Source organism: Chamaesiphon minutus PCC 6605 (genome assembly GCF_000317145.1).
GTDB lineage: Bacteria > Cyanobacteriota > Cyanobacteriia > Cyanobacteriales > Chamaesiphonaceae > Chamaesiphon > Chamaesiphon minutus.
In genome coordinates, this window is the sequence record NC_019697.1 from 1,622,352 (window position 1) to 1,647,415 (window position 25,064).

The 25,064-nt window shown below is 47.3% G+C and carries 30 protein-coding genes and 3 pseudogenes; 28 read left to right on the top strand and 5 right to left on the bottom strand.

Going from position 1 to position 25,064, the window contains the following annotated elements; genetic code table 11:
* Positions 1-29 precede the first annotated feature (29 nt).
* The 10 genes from CHA6605_RS07445 to CHA6605_RS07490 all read left to right on the top strand — a co-directional run bounded on the left by CHA6605_RS07445 (position 30) and on the right by CHA6605_RS07490 (position 10,098).
* Positions 30-605, top strand: a complete 576-nt coding sequence (locus CHA6605_RS07445; RefSeq protein ID WP_015158874.1) for an efflux RND transporter periplasmic adaptor subunit — start codon at positions 30-32, stop codon at positions 603-605.
* Positions 606-671: 66 nt separating this feature from the next.
* Complete coding sequence (locus CHA6605_RS07450) at positions 672-1,385, top strand: SAM-dependent methyltransferase (protein WP_015158875.1); 714 nt, start codon at positions 672-674, stop codon at positions 1,383-1,385.
* Entirely contained in the window at positions 1,382-2,692 is a 1,311-nt protein-coding gene (locus tag CHA6605_RS07455) for an NAD(P)/FAD-dependent oxidoreductase (RefSeq protein ID WP_015158876.1), read from the top strand. Before CHA6605_RS07450 ends, CHA6605_RS07455 begins: the two co-directional genes overlap by 4 nt.
* Positions 2,693-2,727: 35 nt before the next feature.
* Positions 2,728-3,204: a DoxX family protein gene (locus CHA6605_RS07460; protein WP_015158877.1), complete on the top strand. Its 477-nt coding sequence runs from the start codon at positions 2,728-2,730 to the stop codon at positions 3,202-3,204.
* A 118-nt stretch (positions 3,205-3,322) separates the two neighbouring features.
* Positions 3,323-3,973, top strand: coding sequence for a 2Fe-2S iron-sulfur cluster-binding protein (locus CHA6605_RS07465; protein ID WP_015158878.1), 651 nt, complete (start codon positions 3,323-3,325; stop codon positions 3,971-3,973).
* A gap of 52 nt (positions 3,974-4,025) precedes the next feature.
* Positions 4,026-5,012 (top strand): FAD binding domain-containing protein, encoded by a 987-nt coding sequence (locus tag CHA6605_RS07470; RefSeq protein WP_015158879.1) that lies wholly within the window; start codon positions 4,026-4,028, stop codon positions 5,010-5,012.
* Positions 5,009-7,321 (top strand): xanthine dehydrogenase family protein molybdopterin-binding subunit, encoded by a 2,313-nt coding sequence (locus tag CHA6605_RS07475; protein ID WP_015158880.1) that lies wholly within the window; start codon positions 5,009-5,011, stop codon positions 7,319-7,321. The genes CHA6605_RS07470 and CHA6605_RS07475 overlap by 4 nt, the downstream gene beginning before the upstream one ends.
* Positions 7,322-7,410: 89 nt before the next feature.
* Entirely contained in the window at positions 7,411-8,247 is an 837-nt protein-coding gene (locus CHA6605_RS07480; RefSeq protein ID WP_041548901.1) for a dienelactone hydrolase family protein, read from the top strand.
* A 113-nt stretch (positions 8,248-8,360) separates the two neighbouring features.
* Positions 8,361-9,554, top strand: a complete 1,194-nt coding sequence (locus CHA6605_RS07485; protein WP_015158882.1) for an XdhC family protein — start codon at positions 8,361-8,363, stop codon at positions 9,552-9,554.
* Positions 9,460-10,098 (top strand): nucleotidyltransferase family protein, encoded by a 639-nt coding sequence (locus tag CHA6605_RS07490; RefSeq protein ID WP_086936186.1) that lies wholly within the window; start codon positions 9,460-9,462, stop codon positions 10,096-10,098. Before CHA6605_RS07485 ends, CHA6605_RS07490 begins: the two co-directional genes overlap by 95 nt.
* Positions 10,099-10,146: 48 nt before the next feature.
* Here CHA6605_RS07490 and CHA6605_RS07495 read toward each other — a convergent pair whose 3' ends face one another.
* Entirely contained in the window at positions 10,147-10,329 is a 183-nt protein-coding gene (locus CHA6605_RS07495) for a hypothetical protein (RefSeq protein WP_015158884.1), read from the bottom strand.
* A 498-nt stretch (positions 10,330-10,827) separates the two neighbouring features.
* On the opposite strand from CHA6605_RS07495, the gene katG reads away from it, so the two are divergent.
* Positions 10,828-13,083, top strand: a complete 2,256-nt coding sequence (katG, locus tag CHA6605_RS07500; RefSeq protein ID WP_015158885.1) for a catalase/peroxidase HPI — start codon at positions 10,828-10,830, stop codon at positions 13,081-13,083.
* On the opposite strand, the gene CHA6605_RS07505 is transcribed toward katG, so the two are convergent.
* The 3 genes from CHA6605_RS07505 to CHA6605_RS07515 form a co-directional block, all read right to left on the bottom strand.
* Complete coding sequence (locus CHA6605_RS07505; RefSeq protein WP_157259903.1) at positions 13,080-13,307, bottom strand: hypothetical protein; 228 nt, start codon at positions 13,305-13,307, stop codon at positions 13,080-13,082. The two genes, katG and CHA6605_RS07505, sit on opposite strands and share 4 nt — an antisense overlap.
* Before the next feature lie 77 nt (positions 13,308-13,384).
* Complete coding sequence (locus tag CHA6605_RS07510; protein ID WP_015158886.1) at positions 13,385-14,023, bottom strand: nucleotidyltransferase domain-containing protein; 639 nt, start codon at positions 14,021-14,023, stop codon at positions 13,385-13,387.
* 36 nt (positions 14,024-14,059) lie between these two features.
* Complete coding sequence (locus CHA6605_RS07515) at positions 14,060-14,629, bottom strand: GNAT family N-acetyltransferase (protein WP_015158887.1); 570 nt, start codon at positions 14,627-14,629, stop codon at positions 14,060-14,062.
* Positions 14,630-14,637: 8 nt separating this feature from the next.
* Between CHA6605_RS07515 and CHA6605_RS07520 the strand changes: the two genes are divergently transcribed.
* The 12 genes and pseudogenes from CHA6605_RS07520 (at position 14,638) to CHA6605_RS07570 (ending at position 20,998) form a co-directional block, all read left to right on the top strand.
* Positions 14,638-14,976 carry a GNAT family N-acetyltransferase gene (locus CHA6605_RS07520; protein ID WP_157259905.1) on the top strand — a complete coding sequence of 113 codons (339 nt, stop codon included), beginning with the start codon at positions 14,638-14,640 and terminating at the stop codon, positions 14,974-14,976.
* A gap of 23 nt (positions 14,977-14,999) precedes the next feature.
* Positions 15,000-15,485 carry an anthrone oxygenase family protein gene (locus CHA6605_RS07525; RefSeq protein ID WP_015158888.1) on the top strand — a complete coding sequence of 162 codons (486 nt, stop codon included), beginning with the start codon at positions 15,000-15,002 and terminating at the stop codon, positions 15,483-15,485.
* A 58-nt stretch (positions 15,486-15,543) separates the two neighbouring features.
* Entirely contained in the window at positions 15,544-15,732 is a 189-nt protein-coding gene (locus CHA6605_RS37465) for a GFA family protein (protein WP_479688858.1), read from the top strand.
* Between the two features lie 76 nt (positions 15,733-15,808).
* The gene (locus tag CHA6605_RS07530; protein WP_015158889.1) at positions 15,809-16,828 is read left to right on the top strand and encodes an IS4 family transposase; all 1,020 of its coding nucleotides are present in this window, start codon (positions 15,809-15,811) and stop codon (positions 16,826-16,828) included.
* A gap of 71 nt (positions 16,829-16,899) precedes the next feature.
* Positions 16,900-17,160: pseudogene (locus CHA6605_RS07535) on the top strand (GFA family protein); the annotation flags it as partial.
* A gap of 121 nt (positions 17,161-17,281) precedes the next feature.
* Positions 17,282-17,449 (top strand): GFA family protein, encoded by a 168-nt coding sequence (locus CHA6605_RS32660; RefSeq protein WP_041548911.1) that lies wholly within the window; start codon positions 17,282-17,284, stop codon positions 17,447-17,449.
* A gap of 10 nt (positions 17,450-17,459) precedes the next feature.
* Positions 17,460-18,080, top strand: a pseudogene (locus CHA6605_RS07545) (DUF6151 family protein).
* A gap of 67 nt (positions 18,081-18,147) precedes the next feature.
* The gene (locus tag CHA6605_RS07550; protein ID WP_015158890.1) at positions 18,148-18,516 is read left to right on the top strand and encodes a VOC family protein; all 369 of its coding nucleotides are present in this window, start codon (positions 18,148-18,150) and stop codon (positions 18,514-18,516) included.
* Between the two features lie 65 nt (positions 18,517-18,581).
* On the top strand, positions 18,582-19,025 hold the full coding sequence (gene aac(6'), locus CHA6605_RS07555; protein WP_015158891.1) for an aminoglycoside 6'-N-acetyltransferase: 444 nt from the start codon (positions 18,582-18,584) through the stop codon (positions 19,023-19,025).
* A gap of 36 nt (positions 19,026-19,061) precedes the next feature.
* Positions 19,062-19,547, top strand: coding sequence for a P-loop nucleotide/nucleoside kinase family protein (locus tag CHA6605_RS07560; RefSeq protein WP_015158892.1), 486 nt, complete (start codon positions 19,062-19,064; stop codon positions 19,545-19,547).
* 15 nt (positions 19,548-19,562) lie between these two features.
* Positions 19,563-20,477, top strand: a complete 915-nt coding sequence (locus CHA6605_RS07565) for an AraC family transcriptional regulator (protein WP_015158893.1) — start codon at positions 19,563-19,565, stop codon at positions 20,475-20,477.
* A gap of 92 nt (positions 20,478-20,569) precedes the next feature.
* On the top strand, positions 20,570-20,998 hold the full coding sequence (locus CHA6605_RS07570) for an MAPEG family protein (RefSeq protein WP_015158894.1): 429 nt from the start codon (positions 20,570-20,572) through the stop codon (positions 20,996-20,998).
* An 8-nt stretch (positions 20,999-21,006) separates the two neighbouring features.
* Here the strand turns inward: CHA6605_RS07570 and CHA6605_RS37160 are convergent.
* Positions 21,007-21,845: pseudogene (locus tag CHA6605_RS37160) on the bottom strand (hypothetical protein).
* 161 nt (positions 21,846-22,006) lie between these two features.
* Between CHA6605_RS37160 and CHA6605_RS07585 the strand changes: the two are divergent.
* The 5 genes from CHA6605_RS07585 to CHA6605_RS32670 all read left to right on the top strand — a co-directional run bounded on the left by CHA6605_RS07585 (position 22,007) and on the right by CHA6605_RS32670 (position 25,003).
* Positions 22,007-22,756, top strand: a complete 750-nt coding sequence (locus CHA6605_RS07585; protein ID WP_015158897.1) for an SDR family oxidoreductase — start codon at positions 22,007-22,009, stop codon at positions 22,754-22,756.
* Positions 22,757-22,830: 74 nt separating this feature from the next.
* On the top strand, positions 22,831-23,748 hold the full coding sequence (locus CHA6605_RS07590; RefSeq protein WP_041548915.1) for a macrolide 2'-phosphotransferase: 918 nt from the start codon (positions 22,831-22,833) through the stop codon (positions 23,746-23,748).
* 9 nt (positions 23,749-23,757) lie between these two features.
* Positions 23,758-24,228, top strand: coding sequence for an AAC(3)-I family aminoglycoside N-acetyltransferase (locus tag CHA6605_RS07595; protein ID WP_015158899.1), 471 nt, complete (start codon positions 23,758-23,760; stop codon positions 24,226-24,228).
* A 101-nt stretch (positions 24,229-24,329) separates the two neighbouring features.
* Entirely contained in the window at positions 24,330-24,785 is a 456-nt protein-coding gene (locus tag CHA6605_RS07600; protein WP_015158900.1) for a P-loop nucleotide/nucleoside kinase family protein, read from the top strand.
* 56 nt (positions 24,786-24,841) lie between these two features.
* Positions 24,842-25,003 (top strand): hypothetical protein, encoded by a 162-nt coding sequence (locus tag CHA6605_RS32670; RefSeq protein WP_015158901.1) that lies wholly within the window; start codon positions 24,842-24,844, stop codon positions 25,001-25,003.
* Positions 25,004-25,064 lie beyond the last annotated feature (61 nt).

The window sequence follows — 25,064 nt, forward strand, 5'->3', positions numbered from 1 at the left end:
TTAATACTCGCTAATTAGGAGGAAATAATGTGAACGTACCATTGAAATTATGGCGATTGGGCAAAGCCCACGCTTGGCGAACGATGGCCGGAATGAGCATTGTCGGACTGTTGGCAATTGGATCGATCCAATTGCCAACCAGCAACAGCCAAAGTATGGATCGGGCGATTGGGCAAAGCCCACGCTTTGCGAAAGACCTGCCGATAGCAATGCCAATTGTGAGTAGCGATCCAGCTTCAGAACGAGCAGATCTCAGCACTACTTCTGGGGCGGCTGTAGAGGAAGAGCAACCCGTCCGACTTAACTCCGCTCGAATTGCCCTCAAAGACGCACAAGTAGCCGTTTCGCTATCGCAAGCACAGTTGGCTCAAGCGCGGATTAACTTAAGCGAATTTAAAGCCAAGCATGACAAGGCCAAAATCTTGTCCGCGCAAGGTAAAGTCAGTCGCAAACAAGCAGATCTAGCTTTAGCTTCCTACAAGCTAGCCCAACTACAACATAGTTCGGCAGCGATCGGGTTACGAGATTCTCACACACAACTAATCGCCGCTAAAGCTGAAGTGAGATCGCTAGGGCGCAAAGCTAATTCTGTCAAGCCGATGTAAGCGAAGTCGCGCAAGCCTCGGCGTTCAGTTCGCATTAAACACTAACAACATACGGAGAAAATGATGATGATTTCACCTCAACAACAGCTCCCTCGCAGCTTATCCAATCGCATTGCATTGGCGACCATCATCAGCCTGAGCTTGCTCGGAGCTGGCTGTAGCACGACATCTACGACGAGCGATCGAACAGAGACTGCCGACGCACCAGCGGCTCCAGGGGTCGCCCAGGCTCCAACACTCCGATCGCCGGATGTCGTGTATGTGCCCACCCCGCAAGCAGTAGTCGATCGAATGCTGGCGATCGCCAAAGTTAACAGTAAGGATGTCTTATACGACTTAGGCAGTGGCGATGGGCGGATTCCGATTACCGCCGCTCAAAAATTCGGGATTCGTGCCACGGGCATCGATATCAATCCCGAACGGATTAAAGAAGCCAATACTAACGCTCAAACAGCGGGTGTAACCGATCGAGTGCGCTTCCTCAATCAAGATCTATTTCAAAGCAAGTTTAGCGATGCCACTGTGGTGACACTATATCTCTTGCCCGAACTGAATGTCAAACTCCGACCGCAGTTATTCGCCCAACTCAAACCTGGTACCCGCATTGTGTCTCATGCTTTCGATATGGGCGACTGGAAACCCGATCGCACCGAGCAAGTCGGGACGAGCACGATCTACTTCTGGACGGTGCCCAAAAATCCCCCAGCAAATTTACGAGCGGTTCGAGTCGCACAAACAACTCCAGTTTCGTCTCAAGCAGGCAAGGTTTACGCTCGATGACCGTCCAAAAATTTCCGGTGGTAATTATTGGGGCGGGATTTGGGGGACTACAAGCGGCTCAGTCATTGGCACAGTCTGGTAAAGAGGTGCTGCTAATAGATCGGAATAACTATCATACGTTCGTGCCCCTACTGTATCAAGTGGCAACTGCCCAGCTAGAGCCAGAACACATCATTTATCCAGCTCGAACGATCGTCCGGTGCGATCGTCGTCGCCACTTTTTGTTAGCAGAAGTCGAACAAATCGATTTTGCTGCCCGAACTATTAAAACCGACAGAGCCGAGATTGAATACGATTTTTTGATAATCGCAACTGGGAGTAAATCTCAATATTTGGGAGTTCCTGGAGCTGAAGAATTTGCTTTTTCGATGCGATCGATTGCCCAAGCCGTAACCCTACGCAACCAGATTTTAGCATGTTTTGAAGCCGCTAGTATCGAAGTCAATCCACTCCGCCGTCAACAGTTACTTACCTTTGTAATTATTGGCGGCGGGGCAACTGGTGCCGAAGTAGCGGGGGCATTTGTCGAACTATTACGCAGTCGGATGCGGCACGAATATCCAACTTTAAATTTGCGAGAAGTTAAACTAATTTTGGTACAATCTGGCGATTGCTTACTGAGCGAATTGCCACCAAAATTAGGAATTTATACCCAAAAATATTTACAGAAATTAGGGGTTGATGTCCGGTTGTCAACAAAGATCGATCGCATTACACCTGATGCAGTATATCTTCAAGATCGTCAAGTTATTTCTACTAAAACGGTAATCTGGACGGCAGGTGTCGATGCAGCAGTACCCGATTTGGCTAATGATTGGGAGCGCGGAACCAAAAATAAATTGCGCGTGCGTCCGACCTTACAATCGATCGAATATGCCAATGTTTACGCCATTGGTGATGCTGCTTATGTCGATCGAGCTGGTCAAACTTTGAGTGGTGTTGCACCAGAAGCACTGCAACAAGGTGTAGCTGTCGCTCGAAATATTACCCGCCAGTTACGCGGTCAGTTGCCTCAACCATTTAACTATTTCAATAAAGGTAGATTGGCAATTATTGGCTGTCATGCCGGAGTCGGTCAAATTCAAGGCTGGAAGTTTACGGGATTTCTAGCTTGGATAATGTGGCTGGGTGTGCATCTGGTTTACCTACCAGGATATCGCAATCGCCTGTTTGTGCTATTAACTTGGTTGCAAACTTATTTACTTGGCGATCGTGTTGTCCGCTCGATTTTACCATTCTCAAATCGAGTTGATGCTCGTAGTAAATCGGTTGTAAATCAAAAAATTAGGGTAGGCACGAGCGAGTAAACTTTCACAATAACTAATTAACTGGAAGATCTAATATGCAAGTCAATAGTACCGAGATTAGCCTCAAGCCACGAGATCTAGCGATCGCCCATTTACTACTCCGAGTGATGGTGGGCGGAATTTTCTTCAACTCTGGATTTAACAAAATTTTTAATATTCCAGCTTTCGTCGAACGAATGGTAAAAACGTTGGATGCTTCTTATCTTCCCGATATTCTAATCCGTTTGGGTGCTTATCCCGTTCCCATTATCGAACTTGTGGTGGGAGTGTTAATTATTTTGGGACTGTCAACTCGGATCGCGTTAATCCTCACATTTACTTTGATGGTAATGTTTACGTTCGGAGCCATGTCCGCTCAATTGCCAGAGCTGGTAAGCAGTCAACTCATTTATGGCATCGTGCTATTTTTGCTCTTGGCTACTTGTCGATATAATTGGTTCTCGCTCGATTCTTGGCTGCATCGCAAACAAAGACGGACAGATTCAGTCGTTGGCGAAGCCTGCCGTAGGTAATCGAGAAGAAGTTCTCAGTTATCGCGAACGATGATAAATTTTGGGCGATTGAAAGACGATCGTCCGAAAATATTTTTATCGATATTTATCCCGAACTTCGATCGAGGAAATTTAACAGATGAATTTTAGATTTAGACGCAGACGCTTTGGTCAGTTAATTATTGTGAGTGCAGTTGCAAGTGCGATCGGTGTTATTCCGAAAAAAACAACTGCCCAACCCAGAAGCGATTCTACTACCACACCAGACGCGGCAACTAGTAAAATCAAGCTCCGAGTGAATGGAAAAGAGTATTCATTGCAGGTCGAACCGCGTGTGACTTTGCTGGACACTTTGCGCGATCGAATCGGTTTGACGGGCACCAAAAAAGGCTGCGGTCGCGGTCAATGTGGGGCTTGCACGGTCTTAGTTAATGGACAGCGGATCAATTCCTGTCTGGCACTATCCGTCATGTACGACGATGCCGAAATCACCACGATCGAAGGATTGGCACGCGGCACTAAATTGCACCCCATCCAGGCAGCTTTTATCAAAAATGACGGGCTTCAGTGCGGGTATTGTACGCCAGGTCAAATTTGTTCGGCAGTAGCGGCGATCGCTGAAGCCAAAGCGGGTACAGCTAGTGCAGTGACAGCAGATGTCCGCAAGCAGGGACAGGTTGAATTGACAGATATAGAAATCCGCGAACGGATGAGTGGCAATCTCTGTCGGTGTGGTGCCTATGCTGGCATTGTGGCGGCAGTCAAGGAAGGAAGTCAAGCGAACTCTTAACCGATTTTGCCTTCGACAATTCAGCATTCTGGTTTTTAATTCCCTACTTTAAATGAAACCGTTCACCTACCTCCGAGTCAACGAACCCAGCACAGCAATTCAAGCAGCAACTAGCGATCGAACAAAATTTATTGCGGGTGGTACCAATCTTCTCGACCTGATGCAAGATGGGATCGAACAGCCAGATCGTCTGGTTGATATTACTAGGATAAAACTATCGCAAATCGAGTCGATCTCAGGCGGCGTGCGGATTGGAGCATTGGCAAAAAATAGCGACGCTGCCAACCATCCATTAATTCGCACCCGCTATCCATTACTGTCACAAGCTTTGCTCGCGGGAGCCTCGCCCCAACTCCGCAACATGGCATCAATGGGTGGCAATTTGCTACAGAGAACCCGCTGCTACTATTTCACCGATACCACTTCACCTTGCAATAAGCGTCAACCAGGTTCTGGATGTGCCGCCATTGAAGGCTACAACCGGATTCATGCCATTTTAGGCACGAGCCAGAGCTGTATTGCCACTCATCCTTCAGATATGTGCGTGGCTCTTGCAGCCCTCGATGCAGTCGTCCGCGTATCGGGCGCAAACGGCGAGCGCAGCATTCCCTTGACGGAGTTTCATCGGTTGCCTGGAAATACACCCCAAATCGAGACGGTACTGCAACCAGGTGAATTAATTACGGCGATCGATCTGCCCGATTCACCCTTTGCCGATCGATCGCATTACCTCAAAGTTCGAGATCGCACCTCCTATGCGTTTGCGGTAGTTTCGGTGGCTGCTGGTTTGGATATTAATAACGGCACGATTCGGAGTGCGCGGATGGCATTGGGAGGAGTGGCACATAAACCCTGGCGATCGATCGAAGCCGAGAAAATTTTGATTGGGGCAAAACCGAACGAACAAACGTTTCGAGCGGCTGCGGAGGCAGCTTTACGCGGCGCAAAAGGATACAAAGACAATACTTTCAAGGTGGAATTAGCCAAACGAGCGATCGTCCGATCGCTCACGATCGCCACAGCGGGGACAGCAGTATGAATCAAGCACAAAATAACGATAACAAAATCATTGGTAAACCGATCGATCGCGTTGATGGCTATCTCAAAGTCACGGGCAGTGCGCGTTACTCGGCGGAAATACCGACCGAGCAAGTCGTCCATGCCGTACTCTGCCAAAGCACGATCGCCCGTGGTCGAATTCGCAGCATCGATACCCAAGCAGCCGAACGTGCGCCTGGAGTACTGGCGGTCATCACCCACTTGAATGCGCCACGTCTAGCCCAACTTACCTGGCTGCCTGCTGGTCAATCTTTGCCGATCTTACAAAAACCGGAAATTTACTATTACGGTCAAAATATTGGGGTCGTAGTTGCGAACACATTGGAGCAAGCCGAGTACGCGGCTGGATTGGTGCGGGCGACCTATGACGAGCAACAGCCTGTAGGGATGATGGCACAGCGGCTGAATGAAGCGTTTCTGCCGCCGATGGGATTGAGTGGCGGTGGTGGTGGCTCGGTTGACTCGCTGCGCGGCGACGTAGCGCGGGGACTCGATGGTGCCGTGAGCATCCAACAAACTTACACGACCCCGATCGAACATCACAATGCGATGGAGCCACACGCAACGATCGCCATGTGGGAAGGTGATAACCTGACGGTCTACGATACCACCCAAAATGTTTCTGGTGTGCGTCAGGTACTCGCTTCAGCATTTGGTATCCGCCAGGAAAACGTGCGCGTCGTGTCGCGCTTTCTCGGTGGCGGCTTCGGTAGTAAGGGACTGAACTGGCCGCATACGACGATCGCGGCGATGGCAGCTCGACAAGTCAAACGTCCGGTCAAACTGGTGCTAGCACGTCCGCAGATGTTTACCTCTACCGGACATCGCGCCCCGACGCTGCAACAGATTACGCTAGCCGCAACGCCAGCGGGTAAACTGACGGCGATCCGTCATGCGACGACATCGCACACTTCCATGCTCGATGATTTTGTCGAGCCGTCCGGCTTGATGACGCGGATGATGTACTCGTGCCCAAATGTGGAGGTTTCGCACCGTCTGATCCGCGCCAACGTCGGTACACCCACCTTCACGCGGGCACCTGGTGAAGCTTCCGGTTCCTTCGCGCTAGAATCCGCCATCGACGAACTCGCCTACAAACTAAATCTAGACCCGATCGAATTACGCAACCGTAATTATGCCGAGCGGGACGAACATGAAAACCACCCCTGGTCGAGTAAGTCCCTCCGCGAAACATATCGGCTGGGAGCCGAACGCTTTGGCTGGGCAAAACGCAATCCCGTACCGCGATCGATGCGCGATGGGCGGTACCTAGTGGGTTACGGCGTTGCGTCGGCAACCTATCCAGCCAATTACCGTGCGGCATCGGCACGAGCGGTCTTTTTCGCTGACGGTCGCGCGTTAGTGCAAACTGGTACCCACGACCTCGGCACGGGTACCTACACCATCATGACCCAAATCGCCGCCGAAACCTTGGGCTTACCTGTCGATCGGGTACGGTTTGAGCTGGGCGATACCCGTCTACCCCCTTCACCCGGCGCAGGTGGCTCTACTTCGGCTGCCAGTGCGGGATCGGCGGTACAGGCAGCAGCGCGGACACTGCGATCGCGTTTGATTGAAATGGCACTCAGAGATGAAAACTCGCCCATCTTTGGACTTGGCACTAGCGCAGTCACCGTCGAATCCGGTCGCATCTTCGCCCGTGACAACCCATCGCGGGGTGAAACCTATGTCCAAATGCTTACCCGCCTGGGCGAAAAGGTGGTCGAGGTGGTATCCAGCGTGCAGCCAGGAAGAGAACGCGCCACCCCAGGTACGCCAGCTACCGCCAGTCAGAAACCTGGTACCGAGCAAGATCGTGGCACTCAAGCTTCAGAGAGTCAGAGCGGTGTCTACTCTTTCCACTCATTCGGCGCGCATTTTTGCGAAGTGCGTGTCGATCCGGATTTAGGTACGGTGCAAGTAGCCCGCGTCCTCGGTTGTTATGGTGTCGGTCGCGTCCTCAATCTCAAGACAGCTACCAGCCAAATGCACGGCGGGATCGTCTGGGGCATCAGCATGGCACTCCAGGAAGAGACGTACATGGATGCTCGTTCTGGACGATACGTCAACGCCAACCTCGGCGAGTATCACCTGGCTGTAAATGCAGACATTCCCGCGATCGAGACCTACTTTGTTGAGGAAAATGACCCCTATGTCAACCCCATTGGTGCCAAAGGCATCGGTGAAATTGGGATCGTCGGAGTGGCGGCAGCGATCGCCAATGCCGTCTTTCACGCTACTGGCAAGCGGGTTCGTTCGCTGCCCATCACAATGGATAAATTAATTTAAGAGCCTGTTTTTCAAACTGGCGATCGACCGATCGCCACGATGCAAAAATGAATGATGAAAGCAATAAACATGACAGTAGAGAACTCCAAATGAACGAAAAGTTAACCCGTCGCAAGTTTATGGTTACTGCCTCTCTCGCCACTGGATTTGCGATGGCAGTCCATCCAGTTAGTGCCAAAACCATCACCACCGATTCCAATGGCTTACTTGCAGGGGCGGTAAAAATTCCCGTCAAAAATGGAGCAATTCCGGCCTACCGCGCCCAACCCGCATCAGGCAGTAATTTTCCGATTATTCTGGTCGTTCAGGAAATTTTTGGAGTCCACGAGCACATTCAAGATGTAGTGCGCCGTCTTGCCAAACTAGGTTATTTGGCGATCGCCCCAGAGCTATTCGTGCGTCAGGGGGATGTGTTGAAACTGAGCAGTGTCGAAGAGATTCGGGCAGTTGTCGCCAAGGTGCCCGACGCTCAAGTTTTCGCGGATCTCGATGCCACGCTGGCTTGGGCAGTCAAGTCATCACAGGGAAATGTCGATCGAGTCGGCATCACCGGGTTTTGCTGGGGTGGTCGCATCACCTGGCTTTATGCTGCCTACAATCCCAAAGTCAAGGCTGGAGTTGCTTGGTATGGCAGACTGGTGGGAGAGTCTACGCCGCTGACCCCCAGGCATCCCGTAGATATCGCAGCCACTTTGAGCGTGCCAGTACTCGGACTCTATGGCGGGAAGGATACAGGAATTCCCCTAGAGTCAGTGGATAAAGTTCGCACACTACTAGCGTCAGGTCGCAGCAAATCGGAAATTGTCGTGTACCCCGAAGCCCCTCATGCTTTCTTTGCCGACTATCGCCCATCCTACCGAGAAACAGAGGCCAAGGATGGTTGGGATCGCCTGCAAAAGTGGTTTAAAAGCCAGGGTTTGATGTAGGGAAAACCACGCGATCGTCAGTGGATTTTCAATATTGTTATCTCGATACCCATTCAATAAAAAATCGCATTTATCTAAATAGATGAATGTAGATCTTATTCATCTCACCTAAAATGAGCAGTGAAATTCAATCGATTCTCAATGCCTTCGATCGCAGCCAACATCGAGGTAAATCGGCTTTTCTCGCCACGGTAGTGGGGACTCAAGGCTCAACCTATCGTCGTCCTGGTGCGCGACTGTTCATCGCCGCCGATGGCGAAACTGTCGGTTTAGTTAGCGGTGGTTGTCTAGAACGCGATCTGGTCGAACACACTCAGCTCATGCCAGACAACCGACCCAAGATCGTTACTTACGACCATACCGCGACCGAAGATATCCTCTGGGGCTTCGGACTCGGTTGCACGGGCACAGTGCGAGTCCTAGTCGAACGATTAAGACCGCCTCACGATCCGCTTACCTTTCTCGCTCGGTGTTGGCGCGATCGGACTCCTGGAGTCTTGGTTAGTATCATTCAAACTGAAGGCAATGCCACCCAATTGGGAGCTTGTCTAACGCTAACAGCGCAGGCGATCGACGTATTGGGTCAAAGCGATCCAGATTTAATCGCGGCGATCGTCCCTGATACGCGATCGGTTCTTCGAGCTAGACAGTCTGTGGTTAAGCGATACGACCTTGCCAACTGCCGAATTGAAGTTTTCATAGAATTTATCGAGCCACCCATCTCCCTGGTGATTTTTGGAGCAGGTCAGGATGCGATCCCACTCGCCCAGTTTGCCAAAGCTTTAGGTTGGCACGTTACGGTAGTAGACTGTCGCGCCAATCCCCTCAGTCACGAGCGATTTGCCATGTGCGATCGAGTCATCCTCACCCGCCGCGAAAGACTCGATCGAATCGTCATCCCCGCCGGAGCAGTTGCCGCGATCCTCACTCACAATTACTATGACGATCTAGAAATTCTTAGAGGATTACTACCTGCGGAGCTTGGTTATATCGGCTTACTCGGATCGAGACAGCGCACCCAACGATTACTTCAGGAATTGCAGCAAGATCTAACCTCCATCACCGAACAATTCGATAAACTTCATGCTCCAGTAGGGCTAGATATTGGTGCTGAGACACCAACGGCGATCGCCCTATCGATCGTCGCAGAAATTCAAGCTGTCTTGAGCGATCGTCCCGGCAATTCTCTCAAATATCGCAACACATCAATTCATGACACCCACCAAGATCGGCTTACTCCTGCTCGCGGCTGGAGCCTCGCGGCGGATGGGTACACCCAAACAGTTATTATCCATTCAAGGAACTAGCTTAATCCGACATTTAGTCAAAATAAGTATCGCGTCAACATGCGATCCAGTTGTCGTAGTTTTGGGTGCAAATGCCCACCAAATTCGCACTGAAATTGAGGATTTACCTATTCAAATCGTTGACAATCCGCAATGGCGATCGGGTATGGGCACGACTGTCAGCACGGGTTTAGCAGCCTTATTAGAATGGGAACCAGGATTGAATGCGGTGTTAATTCTGGTTTGCGACCAACCCTTTGTTTCTACCTCGCTAATCGATCGATTAGTTGTTGCTTATCAGTCAGAATGCCATCAAATTGTAGCCACCAGTTATTCAGAAACGGTTGGCGTTCCAGCCTTGTTTAGCGATCGCTATTTTGCCGAACTCTTACAGCTCAATGCCGATACTGGAGCTAGGCGCATCATCCAACAACATTTGCCAGAAACTTACACCATTGATTTTCCCCAAGGCGCGATCGATTTGGATACTCCAGACGAATATCAAGCCTTTCTCGATTTTAGCGGTGCGATCGATCTAAGTACTTTTCGGTTAAGCCCAAATTGAATTCGATTAGACGGCTGAATCCCTTGAAACTTTGTTGGAAAAGATCGTTCAAGATTCCTTAACCGAGAGGTATTGGGTCAGACTTAATTCTTCACCGAGATCTTCGTGAATATAATCTGTGGTTTGCTGGAGTTGGATTGAGGTAAGTTTTCCAGGCGGCCTACGCAGGTTTCGATCGCGAGTGAGATGAGATTCAATTAGATGTGTTGCCAACGGTTCTCCGCTTTCCATTCAAATCGAAAGATAAGCGATCGCTTCTAAGGCTCACGTAAACTCACATTATCTTAAAAAGAATCTGCAAAAATTGCATCTATCGATCGACACAGCAAGCTAACTATTTATGTAATCGTTCAACTAGAGGAAGGTTGACAAAATGGGCAAACAGATAAAGTAGCTCTACTATCTCAACCTCGTCCGCTCGATATTCAACAAATTAACATAGAGTATGAAATGGGTAGAACGATCGACCCGATCGAACAGATTTTGGCTGTTGTTACGCCAAAAAATGTATTTGTATTTTCTAAGCGGGTATTTTAGCTAAGTAATCGCAGCAAGTCCAATTGACGCACGATCGATTGACATAAATTTATATATCCCGCACATTTACTATTGTTCGATATTTACAACACCCCGCTCAAATTGTTCGTTATAAATAAAGTATAGACGTTATAAATGTTGGCTGAAATTTTCTGAACTTTAGCCGTAATTATCGGATTTAGGAAGCAAGTCATGACAGATAATGCAACTGTAACAGGTGGGTGCCCGTTCCGTGGCACCCGAATTGAAGGTGCTCAGGGCTTGGGGCCAACGCTTGAAGATTGGTGGCCGGATCGCCTGCGCGTGGAGCTGCTTCACCAACAAACCGATCTGGCCAATCCGCTGGGAGCCGATTTTGATTACGCCAAGGCGTTCGAGACGATCGATCTTAACGAGCTGAAGAACGATATTTTCGAGATGCTCAAGACATCTCAGGATTGGTGGCCTGCCGATTACGGTCATTACGGCCCGCAGATGATCCGAATGGCGTGGCACGCGGCGGGCACCTATCGGATTGCCGATGGTCGCGGTGGTGCGGGTAGTGCGCTCCAGCGGTTCCTACCGATCGATTCATGGGTAGATAATGGTAATACCGATAAGTCGCGTCGCCTGCTGTGGCCGATCAAACAAAAATACGGTAGTGCCCTGAGCTGGGCAGACCTGATGGTGCTGACTGGCAATTGCGCCCTCGAAGCGATGGGTTTCAAGACCTTCGGCTTCGGTGGCGGGCGGTTGGACGGGTGGCAAGCCGATAGCGCGACCTACTGGGGTGCCGAAACCGAAATGCAGGGTCGGTCGCGGTGGCACGGCGATCCTAAGGGCGAGTATTACGACCTCGAAAATCCAGTAGCAGCCTCGGAAATGTCGCTGATCTACGTCAATCCAGAGGGGCCAGGTGGCAACTCCGATCCGCTCTCTTCCGCTCGTGAAATCCGCGAGACTTTCGCGCGGATGGCGATGAATGACGAGGAAACCGTTGCCCTGATCGCTGGCGGTCACGCCTTCGGCAAGAGCCACGGTGCCGTGGCTAAGGAACATATCGGCCCAGCTCCAGCAGGCGCATCGATCGAAACGCAGGGTTTTGGCTGGATGAATTCAGCAGGCACTGGGAACGCCGAGTTCACCATGACCAACGGCATCGAGGGTTCCTGGACATCGGAGCCGACTAAATGGGATGCCGAGTATCTGCATAACCTGTTTAACTTCGAGTGGGAACTGACCGAAAGCCCTGCTGGTGCCAAACAGTGGCGACCGACGGTAGCGACTCTTGAAGCCACCACGCCCGACGCGCATATAGAGGGCAAACGCAACCCACTGATGATGATGACCTCGGACATCGCCTTGCGCGACGATCCGGCGTATGCCAAAATCTGTCGCCGCTACCTCGATAATATGAGCGAGTTTGAGGACGCGTTCTCCCGCGCCTGGTATAAGCTCACCCACCGCGATATGGGGCCAAAAGTCCGCTACCTGGGAGCCGAAGTACCAGCAGAGAGTTTAATCTGGCAAGATCCGATTCCGAAGCTCGACCATGACCCGATCGATTCGACCGATATTGCCGATCTCAAAGCTAAGATCCTGGCTATGGGCTTAAGCGTCTCAGAACTCGTCGGTACGGCGTGGGCATCAGCCTCGACTTTCCGCAGCTCTGACAAACGGGGCGGCGCAAACGGAGCGCGCATCCGGCTGGCTCCCCAAAAGGATTGGGAAGTAAATCAGCCCCAACAGCTCGCCAAGGTGCTATCGGCACTCGAAGGTGTGCAAAAAATGTTTAATGATGCCCAAACTGGCAACAAGCAAGTCTCCCTGGCCGATCTCATCGTGCTGGGCGGCTGCGCGGGTGTCGATCGAGCCGCTCGCGATGCTGGTGTCGAAGTCGATGTGCCCTTCACGCCGGGTCGGATGGATGCCAAGCCGGAGGACACCGACATCGAGAGTTTCGAGTGGCTCCATCCGGTCGTCGATGGTTTCCGCAATTTTCAGCAGCGACAGTTCAAAGTAGCCTGTGAGGTGTTCTTGATCGATCGGGCGAACCTGCTAACGCTGACCGCCCCACAACTGACGGCACTAATCGGCGGCTTGCGGGCGATCGGGATTAACTGGGACGGTTCCAAGCACGGCGCGTTCACCGAGCGACCTGGCGTGTTGAGCAACGATTTCTTCGTCAACCTCTTCGATATGGCAACGGTCTGGACTGCCACCAATAACGAAAAGACGGCGTTTGAGGGTCGCGATCGTCAGACGGGTCAGCCGAAGTGGACGGCAACCCGCGCCGATTTGGTGTTTGGCTCCGATCCGCAGCTCCGAGCTGTCGGTGAGGTTTATGCTGCTAACGATGGCCATCAACGACTGGTGCGCGATTTCGTGGCGGCATGGGACAAGGTGATGATGCTCGATCGATTCGATGTGCCCAATCGCGGTCGTGTGGGTCAGCCGCCTCAAGGCTAGTCTGGATAGCGAAGGGCGTTACGCAAAATAGGAAATGTCGGGTCGGCTCGTGCCGATCTGACATTTCTAGGATATTTAGGGCTTGCTGAAGATCTCAGAAAGTCTTTTACTGCAAGGTTTTTGAGCCTTTTTCCAGAAATTAAGTGCAAGGTTTTGACCTCGTAAGGCTCAAAAACCTTGCACTCGATCGCTTGCATCTGACGATCGAGCAAAAATCCTGGCAACAGAACTACCCTGTGATAAAGATTTCGGGCTTTAGAGCAGCACCTGGGACTAATTCAGCAAGCCCTATCTAGTACCTCTAAGATCGCCCTTGTTGAAGGAAATCGCGTTCAAAATCTTCATATTCCAAAGGCATCGCGATTTTGAAGTGCTGGCAGATTGCCTTGACATCACGATAATCGTCCTCATCAAATTGATATGCGGTATGAAACTTCACGACCCATTCTGGTGAAATGCAGTTCACAGGATACCCATTGATTGAACCATTTCCAGACAATGATTCCAATGGGTAGGGAATACCATAAATACAATTACCTGCGGCATCAAAAGTATAAGTGTGAAGATCGATCTGATGACCTTCACAATCGCCTAAAACAAAGTTGAAATCACTACTATCGGCGCGATGCATGTCACTGTAACCTCGCGCTTTTAGCAAAGCACGGACTTGTAGTGAGTCTTTGTGCTCGATCGCAATGTCCAAATCGGCATGAGGACGTGTTTGTTTTCCAAGCAACGCATCGACACCCCATCCGCCATCAACATAAAACTCAATTCCGTGCCGCTCGAAAAGCTGCACGATTTCACTTACATCATGCAATGTCATTTCAGAAATACTATTTTTCATTAATCTCTTATATTTTTCTCGATCGAACGAAACAGACAACCTCAGCGGCAAAAAGGTTCGATCGGGTTGTCTGTAAGTATCCTCGGCATCCATCCCAAAATCTTGCGGTAGTCCGCTCTGAGCGAATTGTTATCCGGCTGTAAACTTGGCTCTTGTTAACATGAATTGCTCCAGATCGTGACGCTCCCCCTTCCAAAAACCATGCTTTTTCAGTACCCTCTGACTCCTGAAACCCAGCTTTTCCAGCAATCTTCTAGAAGCTATGTTCTCTAACATGATTTCTGCGATCGCAAATTGCGCTCCTGTGCGTTCAAACTCATACTGCAAAATGGCATGTAAAGCCTCACTCATAATGCCTTGTCTCCAAAACTGGCTGGCAAGCTCATAGCCAATAACAGCAGCATTTGCTTCTGTATCCCATCTGAATCCACAGGAGCCAATTAGGCAGTTATCTTGTTTACGAGCGATTCCCCAACGTATCCTATGTCCACTTTCAAAACCGCTTATCCATCGCTCAATTACTCCAATTGCTTCATCAAGATGAGTGAATGTATCGAGATCGTGAAACTGAGTTACCTTGGGATCGGAGAACATGGCAAACACAGCCTCAGTATCTTCCTGAGTTGCCTGCCGAAGCCAGAGCCGCTTTGTTTCAAGGCATGGGAAAGAAATTGATGAAAAATCTTGGTTTATCAACATTATGCTGCTTGTCTTTCTTCTTTCAAAATACTAACAACGATATCGCCCGTGAGGTGGATGATACGCTTTATCTTCAACAAATCGATGTTGAACCCGAACATGGACGCAGAGGAATTGGTTCGGCATTGGTAAAGACGGTTTGTACTTGGGCACAACAGCAGGGATATCGCATTGTATCGTTATCCACCTTTCGAGATATTCCCTGGAATGCTCCTTCCTACGCAAAAATAGGGTTTCACCCTGTTGATGAAACTTTACTGACAACTGGTTTTCAACAGATTAGAATCAAAGAGTTGACAGCGGGATTACCAATATCGGAACGGGTAGTTATGTATTGTGAATTTTAGCCGTCTAATAATTGCGAGGATTTATGATAAATACCTACCCGATCGCCTTGAAGTTGATTACAGTAATCGGTTGTGCCTTAATCGCCGGAGTTTTCTTTGCGTTCTCCACCTTTGTCATGAATGCCCTGTCGCGACTCCCGCCAGCACAAGGGATTGCTGCCATGCAATCCATCAATATCATAGCCATCAATCCGTTATTTATGACAGCCTTGTTTGGAACGGCGGCGACTTGTCTGTTGCTAGCTGTCTCGACGCTAGCAAAACTGTCTCAACCTGATGCTGTTTATGTGTTCATCGGTAGTTTACTCTATCTAATTGGCACAGTGGGAGTAACGATCTCCTTCAATGTACCACTAAATAATGCACTGGCAATCGCCGATCCCAGCAGCACCGAGAGCGCAAACCTTTGGGCTAAATACTTAACAGATTGGACTTTCTGGAATCATGTTCGGACAGTAGCGGCACTGATAGCCGCAGTATTATTCATGCTGGCAAAGCCTCTCTATTAGAGAATTTCACCGAACATTAAAGACACAAAATTTTTAGTTGTTAACCAAGGAGAAAAATATGTCTAATCTAATCGCAGGTCAGGGAAGTTGCCTTTGTGGATCTGTTCGTATTTCCGCAAAAGCAATGAGTAATAAGGCTGGTGCCTGTCATTGCCGTATGTGCCAAAAATGGGCAGGGGGTTCTTTAATGATGGTTGACTGTGGCAGCGATGTATCATTTCAAGAGCGAGAAAATCAGAAGTGTTGAATGACAGATGAAATCTATGAAATCGCCTCCTAATTAGATACAATAGGAGGCGATTAAAACAATAAAACTAGTTAGTATGGTATCAAATTTTCCAGCGATCGTCAAACGATTTCTTAAAGATTTTCCAACAGATGATTATCCAGTATTGGATACATTTACATTTGGATCATGCTGGATGAGTTTCGTGATGGATCAAAGCCAATCTAGCATGAGAGATTTGTTTAAAAGATTAAATATTCGAGGAATAGAAATGGATATATCCACTTTCTCCAAGGCTAGCAAAAATAGAGATCCAATTATATTTCATGATTTATTTTTAAAATCAAGGAATGAATTGAGAAAAAAGAATAATATCGACTCAAAAGCATTGGTATTATTTCCAATAGATTCGACAATTATATCTTTGACTAGTAAGCTCTTATGGAAAGAAGGATATCATCAAGTAAAATTATTCAGTGGGATTAATTTATTGACAGCAGAACCAGATGGAATATTAATCCACTTTGGGCAAGGGCATGATAGTAAATATGGAGAAGAAACTATAGCGGCAACCCCAAAGAATGGGGTCAGTGTAATGGATAGAGGATTTTGCAAGCTAGAGAGAATTAAGAATCTGATTCAGGATCGAGAGAGATATTTTGTCATAAGAATAAAAAATGACATGAGTTTAGAGATGCTAGAGAATGGTAAGTTTTTAGTTGGGACAGGAACAAAGAAAGTAGAATGCCGAATTGTGAACTATTGTGATTTAGAAGAGCGAACTGAATTCAGATTGGCAACAAACTTACCAGAGACAGGAGAGTTTGCAGTAAGCAATAAAGAAATCGGGGAATTTTACCGAAATCGTTGGCAGATTGAGTTGCTATGGAAATTCTTGAAAATGCATTTGAAGCTAGATCGATTAATCACAAAAAATACGAATGGAATTGAGATCCAAATCTATTGCTGCTTAATTGCATATATTGTTTTACAATTAGTGGAAACTCCCAAAGAATTCGGAGAGAAAATATTGGATAAATTAAGATATTTACAAGCTTTTATGTGTGAAAATATTAGCTATGTACATTGGTTCAGAAAGATGGTGTTTGAACAATAAAAACAGGCTTTTATAGGAATGCTGTACCTATTTTTAGGAGAAGTGAGATCTAACATTCAACACTTCTGCGAGAAAATGTGGCTGTGTTCGATTCATCGGAATGGGCTGAACGGGGATTTTGTAAGCAGTGCGGCAGCCATTTGTTTTATCGATTGAAGGCACAGGATCGATATTTTATGCCTGTGGGTATTTTTGATGGTGTCGAGCAATTTGTTTTTGACCATCAAATTTTTATAGACGAAAAACCTGAATATTATTGTTTTGCTAATCAAACGCAAAATATGACTGGAGCAGAAGTCTTTGCGATGTTTGCTCCTGCAAATGATTCATAGGAGAGAGTCATGCGATCTGATGTGGAGATTATAACCAGAAGATTTCTGCTGCGTGATGCCAAGATTATCTACCACCACTAAACTACAACTGATATACCCATAAATTGAAGGAGATAGTTGGATGAAAACACCATTTACTGGGGGTTGTATGTGTGGCGCAATCCGCTATGAATGTTCGGCAGAACCGATCGCAATGGGGCTATGCCATTGTCAAGATTGTCAGCGAGCCACAGGGAGTGCTTTTGCTGCTGCGGTGATGTTACCTCGCAGTGCTGTCCTCGTTTCTTAGTAACATGAACATGTTAAAAATCACTCACCCACTCCGTTGTAATTGTGGCAAATTAACAGGCACACTAGATCGCACTAAAGACATCAATCGGTGTGTATGCTACTGTAACGATTGCCAAGCCTTTGCCCGTTTTCTAAAGCGAGAGGATGACATCCTCGATTGAGCTTTGCTCACGCTTCGCGAACGAGTTGGTGGGACTAGCATCATTCAGACTATTCCTAAACATGTAACTTTTCTCGAAGGCACTGAAAATCTAGCCTGCATCCGTCTCACTGAAAATGGTCTGCTGCGGTGGTATGCCGCTTGTTGCAATACTCCCATCGGGAACACTTCTCCCAATTTCAAACTGCCCTTCATTGGTTTAATCCACAATTGCTTGAGTGCAGAGCAAGCCTCGTTAGATGAAACATTTGGATCTGTACGAATGCACGTCAGTACTCAATCTGCGATTGGGGAACACAAGCCAAAATCGACGGGGTTCTTGGCAGGCACCTTGCGAGTGATGAGTATGGTTTTTCGATCGAGATTTGATGGCAGCTACAAGCAAAACCCCTTCTTCGATCCAGTAACTGGTGTTCCTATAGTTACCCCAAAAGTATTTAGTAGTCAGGAGTTGAAGGATGCTAGATGAATGCAATATTTGCAGTGATATCGGCGTGGTTATAATGGATTGAGATCGGTTATTACTAACAAAAATCATGATTGACCATACAGGCATAAATGTTAGCAATTTTGAGAATAGTAAAGAGTTTTATACCAAGGCTTTAGCTCCGTTGGGTTATCAATTAAGCAAAGAATTTGGCGATGCTATTGCAGGTTTTGGGATCGAGGGAGAACTAGATTTCTGGATGATCCGGGGAGAAGTTAACACACCGAGAATTCATATTGCTTTTCGTGCTCAAACCCGCGAAATGGTTCAAGCATTCCATACAGCAGCTTTAGCAATCGGCGGTCGAGATAATGGTGCGCCAGGTTTACGTCCTCAATATCACTCCAATTATTATGCTGCCTTTGTTTTAGATCCAGATGGACATAACATTGAGGCTGTTTGTCACATCCCGATTTAATCCCACTCTCGCAAATTCATTACATTAGTGGGACAAAATTACTAGCAAAATAGCAAAATATCGCCATGAAAATTGTTAATATCGGGCAGGATGATTTTAATGAGTGGCTAGATCTGGCAGTAAAACTTTGGCCGGATTATTCATCGATCGAAATGCAAGTCATTCTAACTGAAATTTTAGATTCCGATCGTGAGGTAGCATTTCTCGTTCGCGACGAGCTTGGCAAAGCAATCGCATTTATGAATCTTTCGCTGCGATATGAATACGTTCCAGAGGCAACACGGAGTCCCGTAGGTTATATTGAAGGCATCTACGTCAAAGATGAATATCGCCACCAAGGTGTAGGCAAGGCACTGGTTAATTATGCCGAGCAATGGGCATTGGCGCAGGGGTGTATCGAACTTGCCTCGGATGCGTTAGTTGACAACACGGCAAGTCATGAGTTTCATTCCAAGACTGGATTCCGAGAAGCGGAACGCACCGTGTTTTTTATTAAACAGCTCAAATGAATGAGCGAAGACACAGATACTTAGATTGGCGATTTCATGACGGCAACTCTTCACCTCTTACATGGTTTTACAGGAGCAGGTAAAACAACTTTTGCTCGAAAACTCGAACGCGAACTTTCCGCGCTACGATTTACCCCTGATGAATGGATCGTCCAACTTTATGGGCACAACCCGCCAGAGGAAAACTTTTTAGAATATTACAATCGCGTGACGGATTTAATCTGGCAATTGACAATGCAAGTCTTACAATCGGATCGAGATGTTATCTTAGATTTTGGCTTTTGGAGTCGCTCCGCTCGCGATGAAGCACGTTCAAAAGCTCAAGTAGCAGGTGCTAATGTCAAACTCTATTCGATCTCATGCTCTGAAGAAATTATGCACAAACGAGTACTCAAACGTAGTGCCCAATTACCCACAGGTGCCTTGCTAATTGATGAAAATGCAATTGAACTATTTAAAGCAAGTTTTGAATCACTAGATGAAGATGAGTCGCATACCATCGTTCATTCCGATGCTCGATAAGTAAAGGACACGCGCATGAGATTACCAACAACATCCGCAAAAACGCTCGATTACCGTCAAGCAAATGCTTCAGATCCATTCGTGCCAAATCCGGCTGTTCTAGCTAGCTCCGGCTGGGATAGTCTCCATGTCGAACTCCATCATCAACCCCAGTTTGAGGTTGCCGAACATCAACATACGATGCACGTTATCGCTTGTGGGTTGCCAACTTCACTATCTGCTAGTGAATTTTCCATCGGCGATCGCTGGTTGGCTGGCAAGCGGGAAACAGAGCGGCGACAATTGGGCGATATTGCCATTATTCCCGCCGGAATCGCCCATCGCTGCAATTGGAATACCACTGTGCAGTTTGGCATTTTAGCCATCGAACCCACACTACTTCAACATATCGGTCAAGACTGGATAAATACCGATAAAATCGAGCTAAGACCTCAGTTTATGAGCGAACGAGACGATCTAATTCAAAGCATGTTTGTTACTTTGAGTGCGGAAGCAGCAACGGGTGGAATCGGCAGCCATTTACTCATAGATAGCCTCAGAACGACGTTAGCAATTCATTTACTTCGCAACTATTGTACGACATTACCAAGGCTTTCGAGCTATGCTGATGGGCTATCTGCTGCCAAATTAGTGTTGGTAAAGGATTATATTAATACACATCTAGATCTAGATTTGAAACTAACTGAGTTGAGTGCAATCGCCCAAATTAGCCCGTATCATTTCTTACGTTTATTTAAGAAAAATGTGGGAATCACACCACATCAATACATTTTACAGCAGCGGATCGATCGAGCAAAATACCTATTGCAATCCACCACTCTAGATATTTCCGAGATTGCATTCAGGGTGGGCTTTTGCGATTCCAGTCATCTCACTCGATGTTTTAAAAGCATCCTGGGCAAGACACCTAGTCAATGGCGACAACTCTAAGCGTAAGAATATCCCAAAACTAAGCAACTTTTTTCTAGCGTACTGACTTGCGATTTTTTTAAACTATCGATAGTTGTTTCGCTTTACTAAAGATGCCATATATTCAAGCAATGACGATTCCGCTTTGGGGATTAGTGGTTTTTATCGGCTGGACGATCGCCATCGTCTGTCTCCTGCTAACAGTTAGAATTCGACACTTAGCAGCGGGTGGTGCGGCGCAAGATTTCGGCACCCCTCAAAATGAAAAAAATTTATTCTGGCGACTATATCGAGTTCAATCTAACTTGGTTGAAAATTTGCCGTTGTATTTAGGGGTAGTGTTCTTGTTGACGGTGCGAGGGATTTCTGGAACGGCGATTGATGCTCTAGTTATTGCATACATTTTGTTTCGGTTAATCCACTCAGCGATCCATATTGCGGGATTGAATCCAATGTCTAGAGTAATATTTTTAGTGAGTCAGTTCGTTTGTCTAATTGCATTAACACAGCACTTGGCAAGTTACGATCGAAGAAAAATATGATTGCAGAATTAAGCAGGCATCAGCACCTCCAAAACTTGCTCGCAGCTACGGTTTTGGCAAAATAGACCTTTTACCAGATGCAGCATTTGGAGGTAGGCTTCACGAGTCAAACTATAAAGTTGCTGTCCGATCGTTTGCTGATTATGAGCAAACATAAATCGTTCAGATTTTTGACCTTGACAGGGTAAAGATTGAAGTAACGACTGTCTTGTCGCGCTTTTTACGGCGGGAGACCCGCCGAGCGCGCGCCGCTGCGATATGCAACTAAGACAGAAGTGGCGTTTAACCGCTTCCTCGTTACGCACCTGAGCCGACTCAAAGCCCGTCACCTGCGCGGGCCTACTCATGAAAGATCTCGATCGTCCAACGATAACTCCAAGTCTGAATAACTCTCCCGCTCTCCCAATGCAAAGCATCAGTTAATAAAAACCTTGGTTCATCACTTAAATCCTCCCGTTCGTGAACACCGATTGACATAATCATAACTGCGCTTGACTCCATAGATTTCTAATCCGTATTCATGATGGGATAATGTCCAATCTAAGCTGATTATTTCTCTCCCTACTCCTCGGTGCTTTTGCCCTACTATTTGTCGATGCTGTGTCATTAATTTTTCACTACTCCATCCCGCCTCAAAGACAGCGGAGTGCATCGCTCTTCTGGTTGCACCTTCTGTTTGGGGGTAAACCTGTTGGGCGTAAATTCCTTGTAGTGTCTTATTTTCACTTAATATCAATCCACTCACATATCGACTGATATGCTCGAATCCCTCGGCGCGGAAGAATACCTCTCGGTACGCACTCAGTTGTTTAGCGATAGTTTGGGGTACTCCGACCAATGGAATCATCGCACTGCTCCTGGTGTTTGCCACTTGAGGATTACTCTATTTTCCCTCGGTTTCTTTTTCTTCGATCGTAACTTGCCAAGTGCTGTTAACAACCTTAGCAATTATCTAGTATAGAGCGCAATTATGAGTTAAAACTCAGCACACTGACAAGGAGCTTTGAGATGAATCGTTTACAAGGAAAGCGGCTACTAATTACGGGTGGTACGACAGGAATTGGATTGGAAACAGCCAAGCAATTTTTGTTAGAAGGTGCGCGGGTGGTTATTACTGGACAGAATCCAGATACATTAGCTCAAGCCCAGCAAGAACTGGGTAAAGAGGTAATTGTTATCGAGAGCGATGCAGGTCGAGTTGACGAACAACAGCGATTAGTAGCAAAAATCGAACGAGTTTTTGGTCAGATTGATGGTGTATCTATTAATGCTGGAATTGCTATTTTTCAACCGATCGAGCAGTGGGATGAAGCAGCATTCGATCGCCAAATTGCAGTTAACTTCAAAGGCCCCTATTTTCTGATTCAAAGCTTATTACCAATTTTGGCAAATCCCACATCGATCGTTCTAAATACTTCAATTAATGCTCATATTGGGATGCCCAACTCTAGCGTCTATAGTGCGAGTAAGGCGGCAATGATTTCACTCGCAAAAACTTTGTCTGGCGAACTAATCGAGCGCGGGATTCGGGTTAACGCAGTCAGTCCAGGGCCGATAGCTACACCAATACTCGGCAAGTCCGGTTTGCCAGCAGAGGCGATCCTTCAGGTTGCCGAGATGCTTCGCGCTCAGATCCCATTAAAACGGTTTGGCGATCCGATCGAAATAGCCAAGGCAGTGGTGTTCCTTATCTCTGACGAATCATCTTTCATGCTGGGTAGCGAGATGATTATTGATGGGGGTACGAGCACTTTATAGAGACACTGGATACAAGCGATCGATTAAAATCAAAATGTGGCTAAGATAAATATTCTTGGCAGATGGTAAAGAAGATGACCAAAAATATAAAATCACAACAAGAAGTACTGGAGTTAGCTAATCAGAACGGTTTGACCATCCAAGAAAATTCACTTGAGTTTAATGAATCTGGTCTTGACTTTCAAGTCGTGTTGGCAACGGACACTAAGGGAGAACGCTGGATTTTACGTATTCCTCGGCGGGAGGATGTTCTGCTATCGGTAGACAAGGAAAAACGAACGCTGGAAACGATCGCGCCGCTGCTGAGTGTGGAAGTGCCACGATGGACTATTTGCACAGATGAACTGATTGCTTATCGAGCATTAAATGGTGTGCCAGCAGGCACGATCGATTCAGTAGCAAAAGCCTATGTATGGGAAATTGATGTGGCGAATGTGCCCGATCGATTCCATACATCACTAGCTAAGGGAATGGCTTCTCTGCATCAGATTAGTGTTGAGAAAGTACGCGCAGCGGGTCTTCCGGTTAAGACTGCCGAAGAAGTACGTGCCCAGATGAGGCAGAGAATGGATGCAGTCAGGGGCGAGTTTGGCGTTGGTCGGGCGTTATGGGAGCGATGGCAACACTGGCTTCAAAGTGATGAAATTTGGATGAAAGAAACAGTATTAACCCACGGTGATTTACATGCTGGGCATATTCTGATTGATGCCCAGGCTCAAGTGACCGGATTTATCGACTGGACGGAAGCATCTGTCACCGACCCAGCGAGGGATTTTATCGCCCATTACCGCATGTTTGGTCGAGCAGCTCTCGATAAGCTGATTTCGGCATACGCGGAGGCTGGTGGGCGTACTTGGCCGAGGATGGCAGAACATGTAATCGAACTGAATGCTGCTTTTGCGATTGACATTGCGGAATTTGCGCTCAAGTCGGGTTTGGATGAGTACAAACAAATGGCTAGGCAGTCGCTTTGCACGAGCGAATCGAATTAGGAGATACCAATGAACTCAACCATTCAACAGCTTATGCCAGCGGACATTGCATTAATGTCGGCTCTTTTGACAACCTTTGGTGAGGCGTTCGATGAGGTGGAAACCTATAGCGGTCGTCGTCCTAGCGAGGACTACCTGCGTCAACTGCTCAAAAGCGACTACTTTATTGCGATCGCGGCATTGAAAGCAGGTGAGGTCGTTGGTGGACTCACAGCCTACGAGCTGAAAAAGTTCGAGCAGGAGCGCAGTGAGATTTACATCTACGATTTGGCAGTTGCCGCAGCACACCGACGGGAGGGCATTGCAACGGCATTAATTCAGAAGCTGAAGGAAGTAGCAGCAGAACGTGGAGCTTATGTTATTTTCGTCCAGGCAGATCTCGATGACGATCCAGCCATCGAACTTTATACCAAGCTGGGAATTCGCGAAGACGTGTTGCACTTTGACATTGCAGTCAATCGTGGTAATCACATTGCATAAAAACCTGCGGGCGAGTATATTGCGTGCTTGGCTAATTAAGTAAATTTGACAAGTGATAGGTCACGAAAAAATATCCCATTCTGCACTTTTTTTGCGAGAAAATGGCATCAGGTAAGACAACGTTGTCAAAAAAACTGGCCTCAGATCGTAATGCTATTCTTATCAGCGAAGATATCTGGTTGTCGAAGTTATACCCAAAAGAGATTAGTAATTTTGATGATTATTTGAGATATTCGTCACGCTTAAAGCCTATAGTTTCACAGCATGTACAAGATATCCTTGGACAGGGTATATCTGTTATTCGAGATTTTCCAGGCAATGTTTCTTCTCGGCGACAGTGGTTTCGCTCAATATTTGAAGCAAGCAAGGTCAATCATATGCTTCATTACATTGTTGCGCCTGACTCACTATGCAAAGCGCAATTGCGTAAACGAAACGCTGAACAGCCGGAAGGTTCAATGATTATGTCTGAGGCAGAATTTGACTATATCACTGGATATTTTCAACCACCAACCGATGAAGAAGACTTTAACATTACTAGATATGAATCTAGTTAATTGTGTTGAGTCATAATTATCGATCGAATGCAGTTTATCTTTCATGTAAAAACCCGATGAAAATCACCGTTTCTGCACTTTCACTCAATGTTGAGGATGTCAAGGCATCCGCTAATTTTGTCAAGCAATATTTCGGCTTTAGTGAAGAAATGTCAACCGAAGGTTTAGTGCCACTCTCTAGACCAGATGTTGGTTTTAACCTTATTCCTGAAAACTGAACTGTACACTTTTAAACCGATGCACGTGCGCGGACATCGAGCTGATAGTCTACTGGTAGCG

Coding starts and splice junctions, on each gene's coding strand:
- CHA6605_RS07600 (WP_015158900.1), top strand. CDS start 24,330: ATGGCATCAGGTAAGACAACGTTGTCAAAAAAACTGGCCTCAGATCGT.
- CHA6605_RS07595 (WP_015158899.1), top strand. CDS start 23,758: ATGAACTCAACCATTCAACAGCTTATGCCAGCGGACATTGCATTAATG.
- CHA6605_RS07485 (WP_015158882.1), top strand. CDS start 8,361: ATGAGCAGTGAAATTCAATCGATTCTCAATGCCTTCGATCGCAGCCAA.
- katG (WP_015158885.1), top strand. CDS start 10,828: ATGACAGATAATGCAACTGTAACAGGTGGGTGCCCGTTCCGTGGCACC.
- CHA6605_RS07560 (WP_015158892.1), top strand. CDS start 19,062: ATGACGGCAACTCTTCACCTCTTACATGGTTTTACAGGAGCAGGTAAA.
- CHA6605_RS07550 (WP_015158890.1), top strand. CDS start 18,148: ATGATTGACCATACAGGCATAAATGTTAGCAATTTTGAGAATAGTAAA.
- CHA6605_RS07570 (WP_015158894.1), top strand. CDS start 20,570: ATGCCATATATTCAAGCAATGACGATTCCGCTTTGGGGATTAGTGGTT.
- CHA6605_RS07495 (WP_015158884.1), bottom strand. CDS start 10,329: ATGGAAAGCGGAGAACCGTTGGCAACACATCTAATTGAATCTCATCTC.
- CHA6605_RS07515 (WP_015158887.1), bottom strand. CDS start 14,629: ATGTTGATAAACCAAGATTTTTCATCAATTTCTTTCCCATGCCTTGAA.
- CHA6605_RS07450 (WP_015158875.1), top strand. CDS start 672: ATGATTTCACCTCAACAACAGCTCCCTCGCAGCTTATCCAATCGCATT.
- CHA6605_RS07530 (WP_015158889.1), top strand. CDS start 15,809: ATGGTATCAAATTTTCCAGCGATCGTCAAACGATTTCTTAAAGATTTT.
- CHA6605_RS07465 (WP_015158878.1), top strand. CDS start 3,323: ATGAATTTTAGATTTAGACGCAGACGCTTTGGTCAGTTAATTATTGTG.
- CHA6605_RS07455 (WP_015158876.1), top strand. CDS start 1,382: ATGACCGTCCAAAAATTTCCGGTGGTAATTATTGGGGCGGGATTTGGG.
- CHA6605_RS32670 (WP_015158901.1), top strand. CDS start 24,842: ATGAAAATCACCGTTTCTGCACTTTCACTCAATGTTGAGGATGTCAAG.
- CHA6605_RS07585 (WP_015158897.1), top strand. CDS start 22,007: ATGAATCGTTTACAAGGAAAGCGGCTACTAATTACGGGTGGTACGACA.
- CHA6605_RS07490 (WP_086936186.1), top strand. CDS start 9,460: ATGACACCCACCAAGATCGGCTTACTCCTGCTCGCGGCTGGAGCCTCG.
- CHA6605_RS07565 (WP_015158893.1), top strand. CDS start 19,563: ATGAGATTACCAACAACATCCGCAAAAACGCTCGATTACCGTCAAGCA.
- CHA6605_RS07510 (WP_015158886.1), bottom strand. CDS start 14,023: ATGGATGCCGAGGATACTTACAGACAACCCGATCGAACCTTTTTGCCG.
- CHA6605_RS07470 (WP_015158879.1), top strand. CDS start 4,026: ATGAAACCGTTCACCTACCTCCGAGTCAACGAACCCAGCACAGCAATT.
- CHA6605_RS07590 (WP_041548915.1), top strand. CDS start 22,831: ATGACCAAAAATATAAAATCACAACAAGAAGTACTGGAGTTAGCTAAT.
- CHA6605_RS07460 (WP_015158877.1), top strand. CDS start 2,728: ATGCAAGTCAATAGTACCGAGATTAGCCTCAAGCCACGAGATCTAGCG.
- CHA6605_RS37465 (WP_479688858.1), top strand. CDS start 15,544: ATGTCTAATCTAATCGCAGGTCAGGGAAGTTGCCTTTGTGGATCTGTT.
- CHA6605_RS07480 (WP_041548901.1), top strand. CDS start 7,411: ATGAACGAAAAGTTAACCCGTCGCAAGTTTATGGTTACTGCCTCTCTC.
- CHA6605_RS07475 (WP_015158880.1), top strand. CDS start 5,009: ATGAATCAAGCACAAAATAACGATAACAAAATCATTGGTAAACCGATC.
- CHA6605_RS07525 (WP_015158888.1), top strand. CDS start 15,000: ATGATAAATACCTACCCGATCGCCTTGAAGTTGATTACAGTAATCGGT.
- CHA6605_RS32660 (WP_041548911.1), top strand. CDS start 17,282: ATGAAAACACCATTTACTGGGGGTTGTATGTGTGGCGCAATCCGCTAT.